At 39.3% G+C, this 20,584-nt stretch carries 24 protein-coding genes and 1 riboswitch; of the genes, 15 read left to right on the top strand and 9 right to left on the bottom strand.

Annotated features, from left to right (window positions below):
• Positions 1–175 precede the first annotated feature (175 nt).
• From sstT to M3206_RS14330, 8 genes are all read left to right on the top strand, one after another.
• The gene (gene sstT / locus M3206_RS14365) at positions 176–1,414 is read left to right on the top strand and encodes a serine/threonine transporter SstT (RefSeq protein WP_251313207.1); all 1,239 of its coding nucleotides are present in this window, start codon (positions 176–178) and stop codon (positions 1,412–1,414) included.
• A gap of 157 nt (positions 1,415–1,571) precedes the next feature.
• The gene (locus M3206_RS14360; protein WP_251313206.1) at positions 1,572–1,967 is read left to right on the top strand and encodes a VOC family protein; all 396 of its coding nucleotides are present in this window, start codon (positions 1,572–1,574) and stop codon (positions 1,965–1,967) included.
• A gap of 136 nt (positions 1,968–2,103) precedes the next feature.
• Entirely contained in the window at positions 2,104–3,168 is a 1,065-nt protein-coding gene (locus tag M3206_RS14355) for a PQQ-dependent sugar dehydrogenase (RefSeq protein WP_251313205.1), read from the top strand.
• A gap of 317 nt (positions 3,169–3,485) precedes the next feature.
• Positions 3,486–5,321 (top strand): M6 family metalloprotease domain-containing protein, encoded by a 1,836-nt coding sequence (locus M3206_RS14350; RefSeq protein WP_251313204.1) that lies wholly within the window; start codon positions 3,486–3,488, stop codon positions 5,319–5,321.
• A 133-nt stretch (positions 5,322–5,454) separates the two neighbouring features.
• Positions 5,455–6,162: a VCBS repeat-containing protein gene (locus M3206_RS14345; RefSeq protein ID WP_251313203.1), complete on the top strand. Its 708-nt coding sequence runs from the start codon at positions 5,455–5,457 to the stop codon at positions 6,160–6,162.
• A gap of 72 nt (positions 6,163–6,234) precedes the next feature.
• Positions 6,235–6,390, top strand: a complete 156-nt coding sequence (locus M3206_RS14340) for a DUF1540 domain-containing protein (RefSeq protein WP_251313202.1) — start codon at positions 6,235–6,237, stop codon at positions 6,388–6,390.
• A gap of 108 nt (positions 6,391–6,498) precedes the next feature.
• Entirely contained in the window at positions 6,499–7,623 is a 1,125-nt protein-coding gene (locus tag M3206_RS14335; protein WP_251313201.1) for an NAD(P)/FAD-dependent oxidoreductase, read from the top strand.
• A gap of 121 nt (positions 7,624–7,744) precedes the next feature.
• Positions 7,745–7,954, top strand: a complete 210-nt coding sequence (locus M3206_RS14330; protein ID WP_251313200.1) for a hypothetical protein — start codon at positions 7,745–7,747, stop codon at positions 7,952–7,954.
• Positions 7,955–8,044: 90 nt separating this feature from the next.
• On the opposite strand, the gene M3206_RS14325 is transcribed toward M3206_RS14330, so the two are convergent.
• On the bottom strand, positions 8,045–9,385 hold the full coding sequence (locus M3206_RS14325; RefSeq protein WP_251313199.1) for a GntP family permease: 1,341 nt from the start codon (positions 9,383–9,385) through the stop codon (positions 8,045–8,047).
• A 266-nt stretch (positions 9,386–9,651) separates the two neighbouring features.
• On the opposite strand from M3206_RS14325, the gene M3206_RS14320 reads away from it, so the two are divergent.
• The 5 genes from M3206_RS14320 to M3206_RS14300 all read left to right on the top strand — a co-directional run bounded on the left by M3206_RS14320 (position 9,652) and on the right by M3206_RS14300 (position 12,956).
• On the top strand, positions 9,652–10,257 hold the full coding sequence (locus tag M3206_RS14320) for a methyltransferase domain-containing protein (RefSeq protein WP_251313198.1): 606 nt from the start codon (positions 9,652–9,654) through the stop codon (positions 10,255–10,257).
• 97 nt (positions 10,258–10,354) lie between these two features.
• Positions 10,355–10,870: a DUF2243 domain-containing protein gene (locus M3206_RS14315; RefSeq protein ID WP_251313197.1), complete on the top strand. Its 516-nt coding sequence runs from the start codon at positions 10,355–10,357 to the stop codon at positions 10,868–10,870.
• Positions 10,857–11,669, top strand: a complete 813-nt coding sequence (locus tag M3206_RS14310) for a cytochrome c oxidase assembly protein (protein ID WP_285876982.1) — start codon at positions 10,857–10,859, stop codon at positions 11,667–11,669. Before M3206_RS14315 ends, M3206_RS14310 begins: the two co-directional genes overlap by 14 nt.
• 51 nt (positions 11,670–11,720) lie before the next feature.
• Positions 11,721–11,900: riboswitch (cobalamin riboswitch) on the top strand.
• 158 nt (positions 11,901–12,058) lie between these two features.
• Positions 12,059–12,535: an acyl-CoA thioesterase gene (locus M3206_RS14305; protein ID WP_251313196.1), complete on the top strand. Its 477-nt coding sequence runs from the start codon at positions 12,059–12,061 to the stop codon at positions 12,533–12,535.
• Positions 12,536–12,590: 55 nt separating this feature from the next.
• On the top strand, positions 12,591–12,956 hold the full coding sequence (locus M3206_RS14300; RefSeq protein WP_251313195.1) for a YbaN family protein: 366 nt from the start codon (positions 12,591–12,593) through the stop codon (positions 12,954–12,956).
• Between the two features lie 41 nt (positions 12,957–12,997).
• On the opposite strand, the gene M3206_RS14295 is transcribed toward M3206_RS14300, so the two are convergent.
• The 4 genes from M3206_RS14295 to M3206_RS14280 form a co-directional block, all read right to left on the bottom strand.
• Entirely contained in the window at positions 12,998–13,372 is a 375-nt protein-coding gene (locus M3206_RS14295) for a hypothetical protein (protein WP_251313194.1), read from the bottom strand.
• Positions 13,369–13,905 (bottom strand): acyl-CoA thioesterase, encoded by a 537-nt coding sequence (locus tag M3206_RS14290; protein ID WP_251313193.1) that lies wholly within the window; start codon positions 13,903–13,905, stop codon positions 13,369–13,371. Before M3206_RS14290 ends, M3206_RS14295 begins: the two co-directional genes overlap by 4 nt.
• A gap of 179 nt (positions 13,906–14,084) precedes the next feature.
• Positions 14,085–14,966, bottom strand: a complete 882-nt coding sequence (gene cidR / locus M3206_RS14285; protein ID WP_251313192.1) for a cidABC operon transcriptional activator CidR — start codon at positions 14,964–14,966, stop codon at positions 14,085–14,087.
• A 289-nt stretch (positions 14,967–15,255) separates the two neighbouring features.
• A complete protein-coding gene (locus M3206_RS14280; protein WP_251313191.1) occupies positions 15,256–16,032 on the bottom strand; it encodes a ferritin-like domain-containing protein in 777 nt (258 codons plus the stop codon).
• Between the two features lie 243 nt (positions 16,033–16,275).
• Between M3206_RS14280 and M3206_RS14275 the strand changes: the two genes are divergently transcribed.
• Together M3206_RS14275 and M3206_RS14270 are read left to right on the top strand one after the other, a co-directional pair.
• Positions 16,276–16,713, top strand: coding sequence for a LytTR family DNA-binding domain-containing protein (locus M3206_RS14275; RefSeq protein ID WP_251313189.1), 438 nt, complete (start codon positions 16,276–16,278; stop codon positions 16,711–16,713).
• A 15-nt stretch (positions 16,714–16,728) separates the two neighbouring features.
• On the top strand, positions 16,729–17,172 hold the full coding sequence (locus tag M3206_RS14270) for a hypothetical protein (RefSeq protein WP_251313188.1): 444 nt from the start codon (positions 16,729–16,731) through the stop codon (positions 17,170–17,172).
• A gap of 423 nt (positions 17,173–17,595) precedes the next feature.
• Here M3206_RS14270 and M3206_RS14265 read toward each other — a convergent pair whose 3' ends face one another.
• The 4 genes from M3206_RS14265 to M3206_RS14250 form a co-directional block, all read right to left on the bottom strand.
• The gene (locus tag M3206_RS14265; RefSeq protein WP_251313187.1) at positions 17,596–19,098 is read right to left on the bottom strand and encodes a sodium:solute symporter family protein; all 1,503 of its coding nucleotides are present in this window, start codon (positions 19,096–19,098) and stop codon (positions 17,596–17,598) included.
• Complete coding sequence (locus M3206_RS14260; protein WP_285876980.1) at positions 19,099–19,299, bottom strand: DUF3311 domain-containing protein; 201 nt, start codon at positions 19,297–19,299, stop codon at positions 19,099–19,101.
• Between the two features lie 365 nt (positions 19,300–19,664).
• Positions 19,665–20,105 (bottom strand): hypothetical protein, encoded by a 441-nt coding sequence (locus M3206_RS14255; RefSeq protein ID WP_251313186.1) that lies wholly within the window; start codon positions 20,103–20,105, stop codon positions 19,665–19,667.
• An 11-nt stretch (positions 20,106–20,116) separates the two neighbouring features.
• Positions 20,117–20,464: an ASCH domain-containing protein gene (locus M3206_RS14250; RefSeq protein WP_251313185.1), complete on the bottom strand. Its 348-nt coding sequence runs from the start codon at positions 20,462–20,464 to the stop codon at positions 20,117–20,119.
• Positions 20,465–20,584: the final 120 nt, after the last annotated feature.

Below are 20,584 nucleotides of genomic sequence, written 5' to 3'. Positions count from 1 at the left end.
GATTTTTTATTTTTGGCTGTTATTCTTTCTAGCCTTCTATGCAGGTGGATTGAAGCGTGTACCTAGAGCGGAAATTAACAACTATCATAGAACATCCATGATACGAAAAACAGCCTTTATTTACAGGTTTAGATCTTCAGCTTTACAACTCTAACTTAGATTGGTGATGACATCTATGAAAAGTATGATGAAAAAGTGGAATCAGTTGAGTCTTGTTAAACAGATTATGATCGGATTGATTGTTGGGATTATCCTAGCGTTAACGATTCCGCAAGCAGCAAAACCTGTTGTGATTTTCGGTTCATTATTTGTAGGTGCCTTAAAAGCGATTGCACCTGTACTGGTATTATTCTTAGTTATGTCAGCGATCGCCCAGCATAAAGCAGGGCAACAAACGAATATGAAATCCATTATTATTTTATACCTTTTAGGTACATTTTTGGCAGGACTAACAGCTGTTCTTGCAAGCTTTATATTCCCAGTAGAACTGACCCTTGGGAAGGGAGCAGAGGGTGTCACGCCTCCTAGCGGGGTTGCCGAAGTACTAAAAACTCTACTGATGAACATCGTTGATAATCCGTTTAATGCTCTTGTTAATGCAAACTATGTTGGTATTTTGACGTGGGCTGTCCTATTGGGTCTAGCTCTAAGAAAAGCACAGGATACAACAAAAACGATGATCTCTAATTTTTCTGATGCCATCGCTAAATTGGTTACTTGGGTGATTAAGTTCGCTCCGTTAGGGATTTTGGGATTAGTGTTTGAATCGATTACAGTAAACGGTTTAGATACACTCTTGAGTTATGGTAAGTTGCTTGGTGTGCTGATCGGCTGCATGATCTTCGTAGCGCTGGTCGTGAATCCAGCCATCGTGTACTTTATGATCAAACAAAACCCATATTCGCTTGTATTTAGATGTTTAAAGGAAAGTGGCATTACAGCTTTCTTCACGCGCAGTTCAGCTTCCAACATCCCTGTAAATATGAAGCTTTGTGAAAATCTAGGTTTGGATAAGGATAGCTATTCTATATCCATTCCATTAGGGGCTACCATCAACATGGCGGGTGCTGCTGTTACCATTTCTGTTTTAACATTAGCGGCAGTTCATACATTAGGCATAGATGTTGACCTTCCGACAGCTATTATCCTTAGCGTTCTTTCGGCTGTTTGTGCGTGTGGGGCTTCAGGGGTTGCTGGCGGATCGCTATTATTGATTCCACTAGCATGTAGTTTATTTGGGATTTCAGGTGATGTGGCAATGCAAGTAGTTGGAGTAGGCTTTATCATCGGTGTGCTTCAAGATTCCTTTGAAACGGCTCTGAATTCATCAACAGACGCACTTTTCACGGCAGCTGCAGAATATAAAGAGTGGCGTAAAGAAGGTAAAACAATAAAAATTAAAAAAGCAGCTTAAGAAAAAAATTATTAACAGCAAAAAGGTCGGCACCTCAAGCATTCTTCCGCTAGAGGTGTCTTTTTTCGTTGAAACATATCTAAGCTTGAAGAGGAATTTGTGGAAGGATGTGGAATGACTTAACTGGTAAATAATTTATAACCACAGGAGGGTACTCATGGGAAGGTTGGTTCATTTTGAAATTCACGTGGACGATATGGAAAGAGCAATGACATTTTATGGAGAGATCTTTGGCTGGTCGTTTCAAGATTGGAGTGAATATGCGGGATTGCCTTACTTTGGAGCAGTAACCGGTGATGACAATACACCCGGAATTAATGGTGCGCTAATGAAAAGACAAAGTCCTCCGCCACAAGCCAATCAGCCTATCAATGGCTATACATGTACGATAGGTGTAGAAGATTACGATCAGACAGAGGCAAAGATATTGGAGCAAGGTGGCAAGGTAGCTATGCCAAAGTATGCACTCCCAGGTATGGCTTGGCAAGGATATTACATAGACACAGAGGGCAATGTTTTTGGAATCCATCAGCCTGATGAGAATGCAAAATAATAAGCTGTTAAAAATAAAAAAGGAGTTCATTCTATGAGCTCCTTTTTCTTATTTCTAAAAAACAAACATCGTAGAATCTATTGAAATTATGGCTATTCTATAAGGGGAGAACCATAGCAAAAAAGGCGGTGTTCTTGTGAAGGGCTTTATATGTATATTCGTTTCTTTCATTCTTCTTTCTGGTTGTTTTAATAAAGATAAAAATCCATCGGATAAAGATGCGGTAGAGATATTTAGTAGACAAGCTGAAGTTATTGCTACAGATCTAGAAATACCATGGAATATTACAAAACACAACAACACCTTTTATTTAAGCGAACGGCGAGGATATATTGTGAAAGTTGATGCGGATAGCGGTACAAAAACGGTTCAGAATATCGAAGTCTCAAAAAAGGTTCTTCATAGTGGCGAAGGTGGATTGCTCGGGTTTCTATTGGCTCCTGATTTTACTCAATCCCAGGAAGCTCTTGCTTACCATACATACCGAGAAGATGGTACGGTTCTTAACCGTATCATTAGGCTAAAACTCGAAGGAAATACGTGGAGAGAAATAGCGGTTATACTCGAAAATATCCCTGGGGGAAGAATCCATAACGGCGGAAGGATTCAAATCGGTCCTGATGGTAAACTGTATGCCACCGCGGGTGATGCAGGGAATCCGGATAATGCGCAAAACTTAAATACGCTTGCAGGAAAGATATTACGTATGAATATAGATGGTACGGTCCCTGAGGATAATCCGTATACGGATTCCTATGTTTATTCATATGGGCATCGAAATCCGCAAGGTCTAGCTTGGGATCAGAGCGGAAATCTTTATAGCTCAGAGCATGGTCAATCCGCACATGATGAGATCAATCTCGTCCAGCCAGGAAAAAACTATGGTTGGCCGATAATAGAAGGTGATGAACAAGAACCTGACATGATTTCACCGCTCTTTCACTCAGGAGGTGACACATGGGCACCTTCCGGAATGGCTATTAAAGATAACAAAATTTATGTATCGAATTTACGGGGTGAACAAATCTTAGTGATTGATTTGGACGAAAAAACGGTTGGTACCTTTTTTCAAGAAGCAGGTAGAATGCGTGATGTGCTGATTGAAGACCGAACATTATATACGATCACCAATAACCGTGACGGAAGAGGCACCCCGCGAGAAGGTGATGATAAATTGATTCGTCTTTCGTTGGCAGAGTAGACTCATTCTCGCTAGATTATAGTTTCATAGAAGTAATAAAAACCAGCATTTATCGTGCTGGTTTTTGTCTTGCTTCTATTAATTAGGACAGGAAACTATTTCATAATAAAAAGTTTTAATCTAAAACTTTTCAACAGGATTAGACTAAAACCCTAATAAAACGACAACAATTTTAAGATTTTTGAAAGAAAACCAACCAGTAAGTCTTTTTTAACTATGATTTTGTCGAAGTAGGTAGAATGATTCCTCTATGAATAGACTAAAAATTCAGATATATTTTTATTTGTAAGAAAAGTAAATATAGGGGAGTGATCGTTTTGTTGAAAATTTTGTCACAGGCAGGCTTATCTTTAGCTTTAGTTGGTAGTGTTGGATTCACTAATTATCTTCAGCCAGCTGAGGTTCAAGAACAAGCCAAACATACATACGATTTAAATTTGGCACATTATGTTGGTGCCTCACCTGAACTGGTTGAACGGGCCAAAGAATTAAATATCGATATTTCCAAAGTGGATCCAGCTGAAAAGATCGCTAAAAACGGAGAAAAGTTTCAAGAGCCTGGAGATAACCATGTTGCTTATAACGAAACAAAAGGCGATGTGCCGGTCCTAGTAATCTTAGCTAAGTATCCGGATGGAGATGAGCCGGTTGGAGACATGCCTGGTCAGGTTCCGGCAAAGTATTATGAGGATTTAATTTTTGGAACAGAATACAATCCTTATGAGCTCGAACAATTTAAAAAATATGACGGGCCTGACGTACCAAAGGACCGTACGATGCAAAATGCCTACAAAGAGTCCAGCTATGGAAAAGTAAATCTGGTTCGAAAAGAAAATACAGACTTTGCATGGGTGGAAATGCCTAGAGGGGCATCCTATTATTTAGATCAAGAAGGTAAGTATGCTGAGAATGGTAAGTATGTGCTTGGAAATGTAAATGGTGATGCTCACACGGGTGAATTTATTCGTGATCTTCTAAAAGCGGCTGACGAGCAGATTGATTTCTCACAATATGCAGTGGATGGAGAAGTTCCAAACGTATTTGTCGTCCATGAAGGTACGGGCGCTGAATTCAGCCGTGATCCTGCACAGTTCTGGTCTCACAAGTGGAGTCTTCTAAGTGCGCTTTATTATGGCAAGTACTATGAAACTGGTAAACCTGCAGATATTTATGAAGGAATGACCCAATCAGCTTGGATTAATAAAACAGTTGCTCAAGATATGACATATGATGGGGTCATCGTTAACAACTACAATATCCAGCCAGGTATCGGCGGAAACGTTGCCGGGTTTGATGCTGCAACGAATACGTATAAAGAAGAATTAAAACAAGGTCCTTTCCCTGCTCAAACAGGAGTTTATGCTCACGAATTTGGACATGCTCTTGGTTTGCCGGATTTCTATGACACTGTTTATACATCTGAAGGTGTTGGAAACTATTCTATGATGGCAGGCGGTTCATGGATGCGCTATCCCGATGCTGCAGCTTACTCTGGTAACTCACCAACACATTTTGATCCATTCTCTAAGATTTTCTTAGGTTGGGCGAATCCTATCGAAGTAACACCAGATAGCGGAGTTCAAAAAATCACATTACCTCCTATTAATAAAGCAACTGCCAATAATGGTATTGTAAAAATGGAAGTGCCTGGCTCAAACGGAACGGAGTATTTCTTGTTTGAAAATGTTCAGCAAGATGGCTTTAATAAAGGGTTAATCCGTCAGGGTGAAGATTCTCACGGTTTAGTAGCTTGGCATGTTGATGAAAATATTATTGAGTTGTATCAATCTGCAGGCTTCCGCCCGAACAATGTTGAAAACTGGATGAATAAACGTTTCCAATATAACCAATCAGAAGTAGCCAGTGATGGTACAGTTGTAACACATTATGGGTTATCTGTTCTGCAAGCTGATGGGAAGTATGATCTTGAAAAGTATGCAAATCGTGGAGATGCAGGCGATTTCTTTAAGACAGGTTCTAAGTTGACTCCAAATTCATCTAACGTGCATACAGGTTCTTATTACTTCTGGAAGGGCTATAGTCCAACACCAGCTGACTCTGGCATTCATGTAACAGACATTGTCGAAAATAAAGATGGATCTGTTTCAGCTAAATTTTACTATAGTGCCAACGAAGGAAATAAGAAGAAATAAACAAAATAAACGTAGAAACACCCTTTCTCTCTAACCGAAGAAGGGTGTTTTTTGTTAAATATCTCTTTATACACCAATGCCTTTGAAAGCCCATAGGATAGATATAAAGTTTAATGAGGCAAGGAGCATTGAGATGTATAACTATTATAGAGTGGACCCAACCGTTGTTTCTTTTGCCAAGGGTGATGTAACAGGGGATAAAGTTCCTGACAATGTGTATTTAACGGGTACAAAAACGCCTGATAGTCCTTTCATACAACATATTACACTTGTCGTTCAGGACGGGAGAACAGGGAGACATCAATCGGTGAATTTGTCTGAGAATGCCGGATATGATCCCACCCTATTTTTAGGGGATTTCACAGGAGACGGTGCGGATGACATTTTAATACGTATTCAATCTGGGGGAAGTGGAGCGTTCACATTTGATTACGTTTATTCCTTTGTGAACAATAACCCACAGCTTTTATTTGATTTTCAAACATATAACGATCGATTCCAATATGATGTGAACTACCAAGATAACTATAAAGTGAAAGTGGTCAGTAAAAGTAATCAGCTAACCTACTTAATAGATATTTCATTAAGAGATCCAGAGTATTTAAATGAAATTTATGAGGCGAACGGAAAGCTGATAAGTCCGATTGAGGGTTTTGTTAATCCACTTAGCGGTTTGTACCCAGTAGATTTTGATTCAAACGGCGTATATGAGCTATTGGCTTATCAAAAAGTCGCAGGCCGATATAATGCGGATGCTTTAGGCTATGTTTTAAATACGCTAGCATGGAAGAACGATCGTTTCGTTTTGCAAAATCAGAACATCGCGATTGATGGGTATTAAAATGTTGATGTAACGTTTGGGCATCTCTAAAAAGGGTAATAGACTATTAAACCTTTAAGGAGGTGGCTCTAAATGGCTACTGAAGTATTATGCAATGTAGAGAATTGTAAGTACTGGGAAGAAGGCGATAAATGTGTCGCTGACTCCATTTTTGTCATTGGAGAAGATGGAAGAGAAGCAGAAAGTGTAATGGAAACGGCTTGTAAAACCTTTGAGGAACGGCAATAGAGTTTGTGTTGGACGGGATGGCTGATAGCCGTCCTTTTTTATTGGGATTATTGAAGAACTCCTGTTAGGATATACTTAAATATACTTAAAAAACAAAGGTGTCTATCTATGCAAAATATGATTGTAATCGGATCAGGGGTCCTTGGTGCATCTACAGCTTATCACCTCGCAAAATTAGGAGCAGAGGTTACGTTAGTGGATCGCGGGGACAAAGGCCAGGCAACAGATGCTGCAGCTGGCATTGTCTGTCCATGGCTTTCACAACGAAGGAACAAAGCGTGGTATCAGTTAGTAAAAGGCGGTGCGCGCTATTATCCTAAATTAATTGCACAATTGGAAGCAGATGGGGAATATGAAACCGGTTATAAACGGGTAGGGACGATCAGTCTCCATTCAGACCCAGAAAAGCTGGAGAAGATGGCAGATAGAGCGATAAAGCGAAGGGAAGACGCTCCTGAGATTGGAGAGGTTCGTGTGCTTTCGCCTTCAGAAACACAACGCTTATTTCCTCCTATTGGAGGAGAATACGGATCTGTTTTTGTGAGTGGTGGTGCTCGAGTGAATGGCAGGGCACTGCGAAATGCTCTAGTGAATGCTGCAGTTAAGAACGGAGCTAAGGTTATAAAAGGTGACGCATCCATTCTTTATGAAAAGAATAAAGTCCTTGGAATAAACCTAGAGGGAAAAACGCTACTAGCGGAGAAAGTCATTGTTACTGCAGGTGCATGGTCGCAGGAACTGCTAAAGCCGTTAGGGGTGAACTTCAAAGTAACACCACAAAAGGCTCAAATTGTTCATCTGGAATTGCCTCAAACAGAGACTGATTCTTGGCCAGTTGTTATGCCTCCAACCAATCAATACATCCTAACCTTTGAAGGCGGCAGGGTCGTTGTCGGTGCTACACATGAGGATGAAGCGGGATTTGATTATCGTATAACCGCAGGTGGAATCAATGAGATCCTTACTAAATCATTAGCGGTCGCGCCTGGTTTAGCGGACAGTACAATGATCGAAACCCGAGTGGGATTCCGGCCGTTTACACCCGGTTTTTTACCGGTGATCGGTCCTCTGCCTGACTATGAGAACATCCTGCTCGCCAATGGATTGGGAGCTTCCGGGCTAACGAGCGGTCCATACCTTGGTGCAGAACTTGCCAAGCTAGCTCTTCATCAGGGACCTGAAATTGATATCAGCAATTATGATGTAGCGGGAGCCATTGAGAATCTTATATAGAAGTGTGTAAAGAGACAACGTTAGGTTGTCTTTTTTCGTCTTTATAACGGCTAGGGTAGTTCTTTGTCCTGTGTAATTCTTTCTTTTTAGGGGAATATAAAAAATCATAGGAGGGATAACGATGAGAGAAAAAGAGGGAAAATTGACTCAAGGTGATTCAGATGATTTAACCCAGCTGGTTGAGATCATTAATGCGAAAGGCGATACAGGTGAATTAAAAGAGATTGCTAATAAATATGAGGATAAAAAAGAACATTCCCCTTTATGCAATGACGACTTTTTCTACACGGACTTAAGAGCAATTGCAGAAGACGGGGCAAAAGAAGATTAAAAAACAGAGCGCGGTTGCGACTCTGTTTTTTTTCCTTATTGTAATCATCTATTGATGAGGTTATTTTGTTAAATAAGTCTTCTCTCTAAATCAAACCAAAATCACCCACAAAATCATCGAGAAGACAATTGTTACGACGCCTTGTAGAAGGGTAGCCATTGTTTGAGCCTTGTAAGCATCTGTAACGGTCATGCCTGTAAACTCTGTAACAACCCAGAAAAAGCTGTCGTTCACATGACTCACTGTCATAGCTCCTGCTCCAATAGCCATTACGACCAATGCCAGCGGAACAGCTCCTTCGATTCCAAGACCCGGTAGCATTGGCGCGATGAGGGAAGATGTGATTACGAGTGCAGCAGTCGAAGATCCTTGAGCCGTTTTTAGTGCAGCTGCAATCAAGAATGGGATGAGCAAGAATAGTGCTCCACTGAATAGATCCCCTAACGACCAGCTTTGAATGATATCTGCTATCCCTGTATTCTTGATCACTCCACCAAATGCTCCGCCTGCTCCAGTGATCAATAGGATAGGAGCAGCATCTAACAACGCGTCTCCCACCCATTTGGTCATTGTTTCTTCGTTGTACTTTGGCAGCAAGAAGAAGGCTGCAATAACCCCTGCTAATAAAGCGACGAGCGGGCTTCCTAAGAAAAGCAGGAAGTTTGCTATATTTCCTTCTGCACCGGTAAAGGTCACAACAGATCCAGCCCCTATTAAAAGAATGGGAAGCACGATCGGTAAAAAGGATAAAAACGTAGATGGCATCTTCCCAAAAGAAGAGACGATCTCGTCATAGTTCAATTCTTCACCGTCATCTTCCACTTCGATCTTATCAGCAACTTTCACAGCCCAAATATACCCGGCGATGGTAGCAGGGATGGCAACGATCAGTCCGATGATAATAATCGTTCCTAAAAATCCATTTGCCCCGATATTACCAGCGGCAGCAATGGGACCAGGGGTTGGAGGAACGAGTGTATGTGTAGCATATAAACCTGTAGCCAGGGCTACAGACATCGATGCAACAACAACTTTTGCACGTTTTGCGAGTGCTTTTCTTAAAGAAGACAGGATAACAAAACCGGAATCACAGAAAACCGGAATAGAAACAATGTAGCCGATCAAACTCATTGCGAGCTGCGGGCGTTTTGGCCCAACAACTCGAAGAACCACATCTGCCATACGAAGAGCTGCCCCTGATTTCTCAAGAATCGTACCAATTATGGTTCCAAAGACGATTACAAGTCCGATTCCGCCCATGAGACCGCCAAATCCTTCGTTAACGCTTTCAACAATTTTCATTAAAGGCATGCCCGAAGCGATTCCTACAAAAAAGGTACCTAAAATCAAAGATAAAAATGGATGGAGCTTAAATTTTGTGGTAACGATTACAACTAACAGTACACCGATTAATAAAATGAAAAATAGCATGATGTTTCCTCCAAATCTAATTTTGTTAGCGTTCTTGGTGTCCGGAGACATTCTTTAAACTTTCTACAAGTGTAGTACAAAGTTCAGCAATGTCAATTCCTCTTTGTTGAAAGTGTTTAATAGATACCGATTGGTTTACATATGTTTAGGAATTATAAGAAAGGCCTTACATCCTATGCAGAAGAAAACAAAAAATGTCTTTCTTTCGTGTGAGAAGATTTTTGTTATGATAAGATTGAACGAATTAATAATAGGAGTCTTCCATCATGAAAGAACAATATTATGATCAGTTACTCAACATTCATACAGATGGCAAACAAAAAGGATTTCATCCATCCTTGCACTATAACCGTTATGAACCTACTCCCTATGAAGCGTTAGAAATCCTATTTGAGCAGTATGTGTTAAAAAACAGTGATCGATTGGTAGATTTTGGATGCGGGAAAGGCCGGTTAAACTTTTTGGTTCATCACTTGTTTGGTGCATCAGCAGTAGGAATTGAAATGGATGAAACCTTTTATGAAGAAGCGCTTGAGAACAAGAAGAATTATATAAAGAGAAACAGAGAGGGAATGGAGAACATTCATTTTCAATGTTGTTTGGCTGAAGAATACAAAATCGATTCTAAAGATAATCGGTTTTATTTTTTTAATCCCTTTTCTCAGCAGATCTTCATGAGAACAATCAATAACATCTTACGTTCTGTAGAGCAAAAACCAAGGGACATCGAATTAATCTTATATTATGCTCCAGAAGATTATATTTTTTTCCTAGAGAATCAAACAGCTTTTGAGTTAAAAGAGGAAATCATATTAGGGGATCTATATGAAAAAAATCCATATGAGAAGTTTTTAATTTATCATTTGGTTTAACCAGAGAGTAGAATCTCTGGTTTTTCTTTTGATTTTGTTTATAAATTCCATTATCGGAAATAGATATACAAAAGAATGAGATGTGTAGGAGGAAATTATGAATCCACAAACTAAAAGAACTGATCACTCAGCTCTCTCTAGTCGTTATCACTATCTTGGCAGGAACCTATTATCTGGCTTATTGTTCGGTGTAGGTCTGGTTGCGTTTATTGATGAAATGATCTTTCATCAACTCCTTCATTGGCACCATTTTTATGATAAATCTACGAAGGATGTTGGACTGATTTCAGATGGTTTTTTCCATGCTTTTAGCTGGTTTTCGACAATCGGAGGATTGTTTTTATTTGCAGATCTTCGCCGGCGGGGTGCCTTATGGGTGACCAGATGGATGGGAGGAGTCCTGCTTGGAGCGGGTGGATTTCAATTATATGACGGTACCATCCAGCATAAATTGATGAGGATTCACCAGATTCGTTATGTAGATTCCGTTTATATCTATGATTGGGTATGGAATATACTTGCGACAATCTTGGTTTTATTAGGAACTTGGATTGTGATTCAAACAAAACGAAAAGAACGATCCATGAAGGCAGCTTCACATGATAAGTTCTAATCATATTCCTCACACCCATCAGCATCAGTGGATATCCGTAGATATATTGCTCATTCTTCTGTTTACAGCTCTCATCCTCCTCTATCTATATGCTGTGATCAGATCAAACAGGCATTATAAACCATGGCCGATTTTTCGTGCAGTTCTGTGGGTATTTGCTGTAATTTCCGCAGCTGTATCACTGATTGGACCATTAGCCGATCGTGCTCATGAACATTTTCCGGCACATATGCTTACCCACCTTTTACTTGGTATGTTGACCCCTCTTTTAATGGTAGGAGCTGCTCCTTTAACACTTTTTTTGAGGGCTATTTCTGTTAGTCTGGCAAGACGGGTTACACGGATGATGAAAACCCGATTTGTACGTTTATATACAAATCCCATATTTACTTCTCTCTTAAACATAGGCGGGTTATGGCTCCTTTATACAACAGATCTATATAGTCAGATGCATCATAACGCACTTTTATATGCGTTTATCCATATTCATATATTTTTAGCAGGATACCTTTATACTTTATCCTTCATTTCTTTAGAACTCCCTCGTAAAACCAGTTTTTTATATCGTGCTAGTGTTTTGCTTGTATCCTTCGCTGGACATAGCATCTTATCCAAGTACATATATTCGAACTCTTTAACAGGAGTACCCGCTGAAGAGGCTGAACTAGGGAGCATGATCATGTATTATGGTGGGGATATCATTGATGGTGTATTGATTTTTGTATTTTGTTTACAATGGTATAGAGTTGCAAAACCGCGAAAATATCAGTATGCTTCTTATGATTTAGTAAAGGGTTGAAGTTGTCTTTTAGAAATCAGCACCTTATAATAAATTGTAAATAATAAATAGATTCAATCCGGTAAATAAGGTGTCTGTTACAGACGTAATAGGGAATCTGGTGAAAATCCAGAACTGTACCCGCAACTGTAAGTGCTGACGAAATAAGCAAAAACCACTGTGTAATGACGGGAAGGGCTTAGAGTAGAGTGATGCATGAGTCAGGAGACCTGCCTTGTTTAAAGTGTTGATCTTCTTCGGGAGTTGGGAAGATAGGACGAGGATATTTTAATAGAGGGTTTCTATTGAGTATTCATGCCTGCCCATCCTTTGTGATGGGTATTTTTATTGTCATTCCCATTCCCACATCTAAAATAGGAGCATGAAGAACTCCGGGAAAGAGGAATGGTATGGTCCAACAATTATCATCAAATGTCTCAAGAACGATTCAAACAAAGCTTGTTTTGCCTCCGGATACAAATCATATGGGGACTATTTTTGGAGGAACGGTATTATCATATATTGATGAAATCGCTGCGATCTCTGCCATGAAACATAGTGGCAATGTGGTTGTAACGGCTTCTATCGATAATGTAAATTTTTTATCATCTGCAAAAGTTGGAGATATCTTAATACTCGAAGGTTTTGTCATATCAACAGGCAGAACATCCATGGAAGTCTACGTGAAAGTGGAATGCCAAAACTTAGAGACGAGACACAGAACGTTAAACACGACATCGATTCTTACGATGGTTGCCATTGATAAGGATGGAAAGCCAGCTCCTGTACCGAGTGTGATCCCTGAAACAGAAGAGGAAAAGCAATTCTTTGAAGGTGCCCCTTTACGAAGAGAAAGGCGTATGTTATATAAAAACGTGAATCAATAGCCAACCGTTAATGAAGAAGATAAGATAGGCAGAGAGGAAAGGAGTGGGGATCTCAGTGAAAATCGTGAATATGCTTTATGTATCTTTGGGATTCGTATTCCTTGGATTAGGCCTTGTAGGTATTGTTTTACCACTAATCCCAACAACACCTTTTCTTCTTCTAGCGTCTTACTTCTTTGTGAAAGGTTCTAAAAAGTTTGAACGATGGTTTAAAGGAACATCCATCTACAAAAATCATTTAGAGACATTCATCAAAGAAAAATCCATGACAAGAAAAAAGAAAATCACGATCAATTTGTTTGCGGATTCGATGATTGCTGTAGCTTTTATCATGACAGATAGTATGATCGTGAGGGTAGTACTGCTCCTAATTGTTGCTTATAAATACTATTATTTTATAACCAAAATTAAAACGATATGAAAAACCTGAGTGCATACATGTACACTCAGGTTTTCTCGTATTTATTGAATAATGGCTGAGCTTCCTGCCAATGATTCAGGTGCTTTTCCAAGAGCTAGCTGACTAAGTCTGGAGTAACCTGTGTGTTTATACTCAAGGAATACGTTTCGTAACGCCTCGATATCCTTGTCGCTTGTTAGTTTCTTCATTTCTCTTTGATACAAGCGAATAACGGAACCAATAACAAATTCGGGTTTAGCGTTTCCGGGATCTTCGTTCATGATAAGAGAACCCATATATTGATATTTCAACTGCATCGCACGCGTAAGGTTGATGACATCGATGAACTTTTCATAAAGCTCAGGATAAGATTGTTCTAGTTCAACGAGTGCAGCTTGTGCTGATTTTAATTCGTTTTGACTGCATAATGTGATCATGCATATACCTCCTCTTTAGCATCCCAAGGTTTATCCAATGAAATGACAGCTGCTAGTTCTTTACTTTTTTTGCGTCTCAGCTTACGGACTTCCGCTCTTTCTTGTGCCGTTTCATATAAGAATTTCTCTTCTTCTGTTTCAGGGATAACTTGCGGAACATCAACAGGCTTTTTATCTTCTCCTAACGCAACGAACGTTAAGAAAGCTGTTGCTGCAATTCTGCGATCCCCTGTAATCATGTCTTCTGCAATTACCTTACAAAAGATCTCCATTGAACTTTTTCCGGTATATGAAACGAACGATTCAATACAAACTGAGTCCGTTTGATGGATCGGATGTAAAAAGTCGATGGAGTCAGTTGATGCTGTTACGCATTCTTTTACTCGTGCATGTCTGCGGGCAGACAAAGTGGCGTTGTTATCGAGTTTTCTCATCAACACTCCGCCGAATAAAGTATTGTAATTATTTAAATCCAGGGACATTACCTGGTCTGTATTTATAATGCGGCTTTCTCTTGCTTTCTTTTTATTCAAAATGAATCAGTCCTTCCGAATGGAATTTCCATTTACAAGGCAAGTTTACGCCTGAATTTGCATGGAGTAAAATGGTTATTTTTCATTCCAAAGATAGCTTTTATCTATGTAAATGCTTACAACTATGCCATGCCTGCATAAAAAAAGATGATTCTCTTTAGGAATCATCGTTAACTTTTTTATAAAAGTTGTTCTTTTGCAAAACGCAGCCATTCTTTTGCGGCAAAAGATAAATATTGATCTTTTCTCCAAATCAGGGCAAGTTCCCATCCGATTGATGGATTCCCCAACTTAATGGTTTTCACATTACTTGTGAGGTGCCGACATATACTTTCTGGCAATAAAGAAACACCAAGTTTGCCGACGACCATCTCTTCAATAAACGACCATTGTGAACTTTCGGAAATTACATGAGGATTGAAACCTGCTTGATTGCAAGAGGAGATAATCCGGTCATGTAAAACAAAATCTTTGTTGAATAATATAAAGGATTCTTTGCTTAAGTCAGATAAGTGCACCTCTTCATTCTGTGCGAGGGGATGATCGGGATGAATAATTAGCTTCAAATCTTCCTTCATAAATGAAAAGTACTGAAACATATCATTGTTAGTTGGAAGTACAACCACTCCAATATCCAGATGGTGATTAGCTACTTCTTCTTCAATTTTCTTAGACCCATCCTCCATCAACTCGAACGTGATCGCTGGATACTGTTCATGAAAACGTCCAACAAGCTTTGGGAAAAGACGAGAGTCAAAAATGGGGGGCAACCCAATACGAACATGACCTTTTTGCAGACCAAGTAAATTGTCCATCTCTGATTCTAAATTTTTAAATGCTTTATCGACGAGTTTGGCCTGTTCAAAAATAAGCCGTCCTGCATCGGTTAAAATAAGCTTTTTCCGGCTGGAGCGATCAAATAGAACTAACCCAAGTTCATCTTCTAAATTCTTAATCATTTTACTGATTGTAGGCTGTGTGATGAACAGTTCTTCAGCAGCACGAGTAAAACTATTATATTTTGCAACTTCAATAAAGTATTGCAACTGTTTAATATCCATTTCATCACCTGATTTCCTTAGAGAAAAAGTTCGAGTAAGTTTAGTATGTAGCTTATCAAATTAATTTACCAAATACTACATACGAGCCTTAAAAAAGAACAGCCCAAAATAGGCTGCTCTAGAAAGAATGTTTAAGACTCAATCATAAATACCATGGATCTTGATAGCTTGTTGGCTGGACATGCTCCCCAAGGGTGGTAACTGTCATCTTCGGGAACGAACCTCCAATAAACCGCTTTATATATCCCTGTTGCTGAGTCGTATCTCGCCTCCTCGTTAGGATTCTTTTCTAGTTTCCCAACATTTTGCTCCTCTTTAACAATTGAGATTCACCGGTTCTCTCCCATTTTTCAACAAGTTCATTTGCTTCTTGCGGAGAGAAACCTTGCCCGACCAATATGCCAGAAAGAATGATTTCTTGAAATAGATGAGTTAAATTCATGCCCTCCTTAGATTGATCCAAAGCTCTTTTTACTAAAGGATTGATATAGATCAGCCATTGGTCTACTGTGCTTTGGGGTTGTGAATGATTTTGTGTTTCTGTTTGTGTTTCTTCCTGTAATTCTCTCTGTGGTTCCGTTTCTGATTCAGTAATCCGAGAGCTTGAGCTAGACTGGCTAATAAGCGTAATTAGGTAATTGTATTTTGCGCTATGTTTCATTTCATCCGTTATGATATTAAATAAAATGTCCCGATAAAACCGGTTAGGGAGACCTTGACGAATTACACGATATTTCTCGACTGCCGCTAATTCACCAAAAATTGCTTTAATAAGGCCATCTTTATACGTTTTTGGACGCTGGACTTCTTCGCTTTCTACCTGTGGAACCTCTTTTCCTGTAAGATCTTTATAAATTTTTTTGAACAGCCGGTTATGTCTTTTTTCATCATCACGGATCGTTGCGATAATTGATTTTTCTTCTTCGGTAGGAGCTTGTGACATCAAATATTCATAAAACAACTGATCTTCTCGTTCTCCAGCCACAGCTTCTCTAATAAATTGCAAAGAAAGCTGGAGTGCTTGCTGCTGTCCGCTCGTTTGCTGCTGTGGATTCATGTAACTCATAAAAACTTACCTCCAAAAAATAAAGTCGCAATAGTCTATGCAGGAGCCTAATTTTTTGCGCGTAACTTTTATATGAAGAGATAGGGGATTAAAACCACTTTAAGTTCAGCTTTGCTACTATGCAGCTCAGAAGCTGTTTTATGCAGGTCGGTTGTCATTAGATTTACGACTGAATCCAGCTAACATATACTGTGGACACAAGCTTCATTCAAGGCCATTAAATGGAAGGAGGAGATAAAAGAAATGAAATTGACCATTCATGAATGTGATGATCAGGATGAAATTGAGGTTATCGTAAAGTGCAAAGAGTTAAACGATGAGGTTATTCAGCTCCTAACGTCAATCAGGTCTCTAGAAAGAAAAGTACTCGGAACACTGGATGGGAAAATCCATCTTCTCTTGCCGAATGATATTTTTTATTTTGAATCTGTAGATAAAAAAAATTTCGCATATACGAAACAAGCTGTTTATGAAGTATCCATGCGGCTTTATCAGATCGAGGAGATGTTCGGTGACGGGAATTTCTTTCGGGCTACAAAAGCAACCATCCTGAACCTCGATAAGATTAAATCTCTTACTCCTCGACTTGGAGGAAGGGTAGAAGTAACGCTTAAGAATGGTGAGAACATGATGGTCTCACGGCAATATGTTCCTGTGTTAAAAGAAAAACTTGGATTATAAGAAGGAGGATTTGAGATGTGGAATAAAATAATGGAGCAAACCCTTGTATTTAAAACGATGGTTGGATTGTTCTTTTCAGCAGGGATTATTATTTATGTGGTGTTCGGATTTATGTTGGGGGTTCGAGAAATTTCATTTGAGATGATTGTACAGCTCTTCTTTTTGAGTATTTTTGTAACGTGTCTTCAATACTTATTATGGGAGGATGAAAGCAAAGTTAAATTAAACACCTTTAACAAATTGCTGATTCAGTACTTTTTACTAGGTGCAGTACTTTTGGGGATGTCACAGTTGTTCGATTGGTTTGTAATCGGAACAAAAACTTTTTATAAACTACTCCTTTTATATCACTTTATCTATTTAGGCGGTATTTTCGGCTTTTCTCTATACTATAAAGTACTTGGCATGCGCTTTAATAAAAAAATGTTGCATTACCAAGAACAGAAACAGGGGAATTAGTGCCGTAAGTTATTTTCTGAGTCTGTAAAAGATTTTTTGAAAGGTGGCTGACATGTCAGCCTTCTTTTTTGATTTAAGAGAGGTGTGTAAGTTTTTTACGGTACGTGTTTTTTTATTCTGTTACACGTTCGCTCAAGATACCCCACTCTTCGCTCAAAATCTTCGAGTACCGCTCAGAATCGACGAGCTACGCTCAAAATTCCAGATCTTCGCTCAAAATGAGTGAACTTTCGCTCAAGCTTACTTATTCGAGCCTTATATAACATTAAAAAACGGCTTGATAGGCTGTCACTTTTGCTTGTTATCTTAAAAAGTCAGTTTTGATTCATCAAAACTGACTTTTTTATCTTGATTGATATAAAAAAGGGGCTTGAACTCAAAAGTTTTTTCCACTTTTGAATCAGCCCCTTCCTTTTTATGCTTTTACGCGCCTTTACGTACAAGATCTACTTTCTTTGTCTTTTCTTCAAACAAGTATTCTTTCACATCATTTGTAGTGGATTTTGCTTTTTTAACAAAAAGTGGATTCATTACCACGATTGTAGCAAAGTTAGCCATTAGTCCCCAGAAACCTTCATAGATGCCAAGGGATGTTCCTGTTGAATAAACAGTGAACGTAACTGTTAGTCCGACAAGCAAGCCGATGATTGTAGCTTCTCTAGATTGGTTTCTCCAGAAAAGACTTACTACGATTGCCGGGAAAATCTGGACCATACCGGATACACCCAAAAGCTGTAGTGAAACAAGTGCTTGTGGGAATACAAGTCCAAACAATAAAGCTAGTCCGATTACGACGAACACCATGCCACGTGTGATCATCGTTAGTTTTGCACCTTTTACTTTTGGGTTGATCAAATCACGGTAAATGTTATTCGCAAAGAGGTTCGATGCACCGATTGCCATGATTGAACATGGAATAAGTGAAGCCAGTGCAATGGTTGAATAAGCCAAACCTTGTCCGATACCGCCATACGAAGTTTGGATCAATGCTAATAAGGCAAAACGTGGATCTGTACCATTTGGCAGAACTAAGAATGCGATAAAACCTAAAAATACAACAAGAATTAAAACAATATTGTAAAGCGGCAGATACAGAGCATTTTTACGAATAGCATCCGCACTTTTCGCTGTAAACACACCCGTTGCAGCGTGAGCCCACATAAACAAAGCAAGAGCTGAAACAAAAGAAGCTGTGATGAACCATGGTATGCCTTTAGGTCCTTCAGTAGGAATCGTCAGAAGCTGAGGTGCTTCAGTAACGATCTTATCTACCATTGGATTCCAGCCGCCAAAATGCATGATCGGGAGGGATACGACCATAAACAGCATGATTGCCCAAACGAGCACATCTTTAATGATTGCTGTATACGTCGGTCCTTTAATTCCGCTAAAGAATGTATAAAGAGCAACGAGCAAGAATGATGTGATCACGACTACTTTTACGTTGATAAAGCCTGTCCCAGCAACTTGAAGGGTATCTTGAATACCGCTAAGCTGCAAACAGATATACGGAATGAGCATCAGTACACCCACGATAGCGATTAGGGATGAAAGTAGTTTAGAATCAAAGCGCTCACGGGCATAATCTGCCAGAGTAGTGAGCTTATGATGGTTGGCTACTTTCCAAAGCTTTGGCAGGAAAAAGTACGAGATAAAATATGCTAGAACGGAATATGGGATTGCGAAGAAAGCTAAGCTTCCTGCTGTGTAAGCTGTACTTGTTAATCCTAAAAATGTGTAAGCTGTATATAGATCGGCTCCGACTAAAAACCAAACAAGAAGACCTCCGAATCGGCGTCCACCGACAGACCATTCTTCAACAGAACTACGGGTAGCTTTATCTCTGCCTGCAAGAAAACCGATAAGAACGACTGTTAAGATAATACAAATTGTGATTGAAAGTGCTGTAAGATTTCCCTGCTGCATTTAATCCAAGCCTCCTTGTGATTTCTGAAGTTGATAGATGCCAAAGGTGCAAAAAGGAGTTAGAACAATCCATAAAAACAACCAGAATTGAAGAAACGGCAATCCTAAAATAATAGGGTCAATCCTGTTAACGAATGGTAAGACAACAAGTTGAGCTAAAATTGGTAAAACAATGAATAAGATCAAAAGAATTTTTTTCATGATGCTGTGCTCCTTCTAAGGTGTTTTGTGAAATATAATGTTCACAATCATAACAGCTTTAAATCCCACTAACAAGGGGAATTAAATAAATTTTTAAAATATTTACGCTAATTTGAAATTGAAAGGGTTTACAACTAAAAAGTCCTATTTCGTTTCACCGAAATAGGACTACTAAGAACTTATTACGATATCTATTCTATAAACAAAGGGTGATTCTTTTTAAATATAAAGTGTTTTATTAGGTTGTTTTCGCCCCGCGGAAAGCGTACAACCTGGAGCGCAAATCAACTACCATCAAGAACAACAACGCATCGCCAAAAAATTCCACAAAAAAAGCCAGCACTATCGGCCAGCTTAGAATCTCTCTACCATAAATACGGCTTTACCACCATGAACCACAACATGATCATCAATAGAATAAGGTAGATCCAAACCGCTTTCTTTAATTTGTCTGCCAACTCATTTTGATCACTGCCGTCTTCCGTAAATCTACGCAGCGTTGGTGAAAACGCACGCGCCAAAAAGAAAAGTGAGCAAAATAAAAGAAGCAGCGTTAATAGTACCCATGGCGTTCTCCATGACCACGGTCCCAAAATTAATAATAAAGCTCCAGATCCTACTAGGACATGCCCAGCGTGTTTAGCCAGCCATACAATAAAGCGAAAAGTACTCACATGTGCGTCTAATTCAGTACCTCTTGCCGTCCGAAGCTTTTTTATGATCGGAAAAAGGATAAAGAAGGGACCGACAGATACGATAACGCTAACAACATGAATATAAAGTAAACCCCTATACAGTAAATCCATTGAAGTATGTATTAACCTTTAACTGGACTAAATTCGTGAACCCATACTTGCATGTGTGGAAGCCAAGGCATTCCAGGGTGGTATGATAGAATCGCTTCTTTATATGCTTCTACTGTTTCAAACCCTTCATCTTGTGCGTGTTTGTCGGTTAATTCTCCTAATGTTTGAGAGTATACCTTGTCTACTACAAATTTGTGGCCGTTAAGGTCCATGATTTCCCCTACATCGGCATATCTTCCATTACGGCGAGTAGCAGTCTTTTTGCCCGCAATCACCAATTCGACATCGGATGGCATGGTTACAAGTCTTTCGATCGAACAGGTTTTTGGGGGTAAATTGTTGTTTTCATGATTTGTCATATGTAATCGCTCCTTTATTAATTTCTCCATTCTCTAATGTACCACATATTATGGCTAGCCTCCTAGCGACACTAAATCAGAAAAAGTTTACGTACACCATAATCAAGAAGGATTCTAACA

It is taken from the genome of Fictibacillus phosphorivorans (assembly GCF_023715845.1).
Lineage (GTDB): Bacteria > Bacillota > Bacilli > Bacillales > Fictibacillaceae > Fictibacillus > Fictibacillus phosphorivorans_D.
Note: the sequence above shows the minus strand (reverse complement) of the source record. Positions and strands in the feature narration are given on the sequence as shown.

What these genes read in the sequence shown, in the direction of transcription:
- sstT (WP_251313207.1), top strand. Translation starts at nt 176, where the DNA reads ATGAAAAGTATGATGAAAAAGTGGAATCAGTTGAGTCTTGTTAAACAG.
- M3206_RS14360 (WP_251313206.1), top strand. Translation starts at nt 1,572, where the DNA reads ATGGGAAGGTTGGTTCATTTTGAAATTCACGTGGACGATATGGAAAGA.
- M3206_RS14345 (WP_251313203.1), top strand. Translation starts at nt 5,455, where the DNA reads ATGTATAACTATTATAGAGTGGACCCAACCGTTGTTTCTTTTGCCAAG.
- M3206_RS14340 (WP_251313202.1), top strand. Translation starts at nt 6,235, where the DNA reads ATGGCTACTGAAGTATTATGCAATGTAGAGAATTGTAAGTACTGGGAA.
- M3206_RS14335 (WP_251313201.1), top strand. Translation starts at nt 6,499, where the DNA reads ATGCAAAATATGATTGTAATCGGATCAGGGGTCCTTGGTGCATCTACA.
- M3206_RS14330 (WP_251313200.1), top strand. Translation starts at nt 7,745, where the DNA reads ATGAGAGAAAAAGAGGGAAAATTGACTCAAGGTGATTCAGATGATTTA.
- M3206_RS14325 (WP_251313199.1), bottom strand. Translation starts at nt 9,385, where the DNA reads ATGCTATTTTTCATTTTATTAATCGGTGTACTGTTAGTTGTAATCGTT.
- M3206_RS14320 (WP_251313198.1), top strand. Translation starts at nt 9,652, where the DNA reads ATGAAAGAACAATATTATGATCAGTTACTCAACATTCATACAGATGGC.
- M3206_RS14315 (WP_251313197.1), top strand. Translation starts at nt 10,355, where the DNA reads ATGAATCCACAAACTAAAAGAACTGATCACTCAGCTCTCTCTAGTCGT.
- M3206_RS14310 (WP_285876982.1), top strand. Translation starts at nt 10,857, where the DNA reads ATGATAAGTTCTAATCATATTCCTCACACCCATCAGCATCAGTGGATA.
- M3206_RS14305 (WP_251313196.1), top strand. Translation starts at nt 12,059, where the DNA reads ATGGTCCAACAATTATCATCAAATGTCTCAAGAACGATTCAAACAAAG.
- M3206_RS14295 (WP_251313194.1), bottom strand. Translation starts at nt 13,372, where the DNA reads ATGATCACATTATGCAGTCAAAACGAATTAAAATCAGCACAAGCTGCA.
- cidR (WP_251313192.1), bottom strand. Translation starts at nt 14,966, where the DNA reads ATGGATATTAAACAGTTGCAATACTTTATTGAAGTTGCAAAATATAAT.
- M3206_RS14280 (WP_251313191.1), bottom strand. Translation starts at nt 16,032, where the DNA reads ATGAGTTACATGAATCCACAGCAGCAAACGAGCGGACAGCAGCAAGCA.
- M3206_RS14275 (WP_251313189.1), top strand. Translation starts at nt 16,276, where the DNA reads ATGAAATTGACCATTCATGAATGTGATGATCAGGATGAAATTGAGGTT.
- M3206_RS14270 (WP_251313188.1), top strand. Translation starts at nt 16,729, where the DNA reads ATGTGGAATAAAATAATGGAGCAAACCCTTGTATTTAAAACGATGGTT.
- M3206_RS14265 (WP_251313187.1), bottom strand. Translation starts at nt 19,098, where the DNA reads ATGCAGCAGGGAAATCTTACAGCACTTTCAATCACAATTTGTATTATC.
- M3206_RS14260 (WP_285876980.1), bottom strand. Translation starts at nt 19,299, where the DNA reads ATGAAAAAAATTCTTTTGATCTTATTCATTGTTTTACCAATTTTAGCT.
- M3206_RS14255 (WP_251313186.1), bottom strand. Translation starts at nt 20,105, where the DNA reads ATGGATTTACTGTATAGGGGTTTACTTTATATTCATGTTGTTAGCGTT.
- M3206_RS14250 (WP_251313185.1), bottom strand. Translation starts at nt 20,464, where the DNA reads ATGACAAATCATGAAAACAACAATTTACCCCCAAAAACCTGTTCGATC.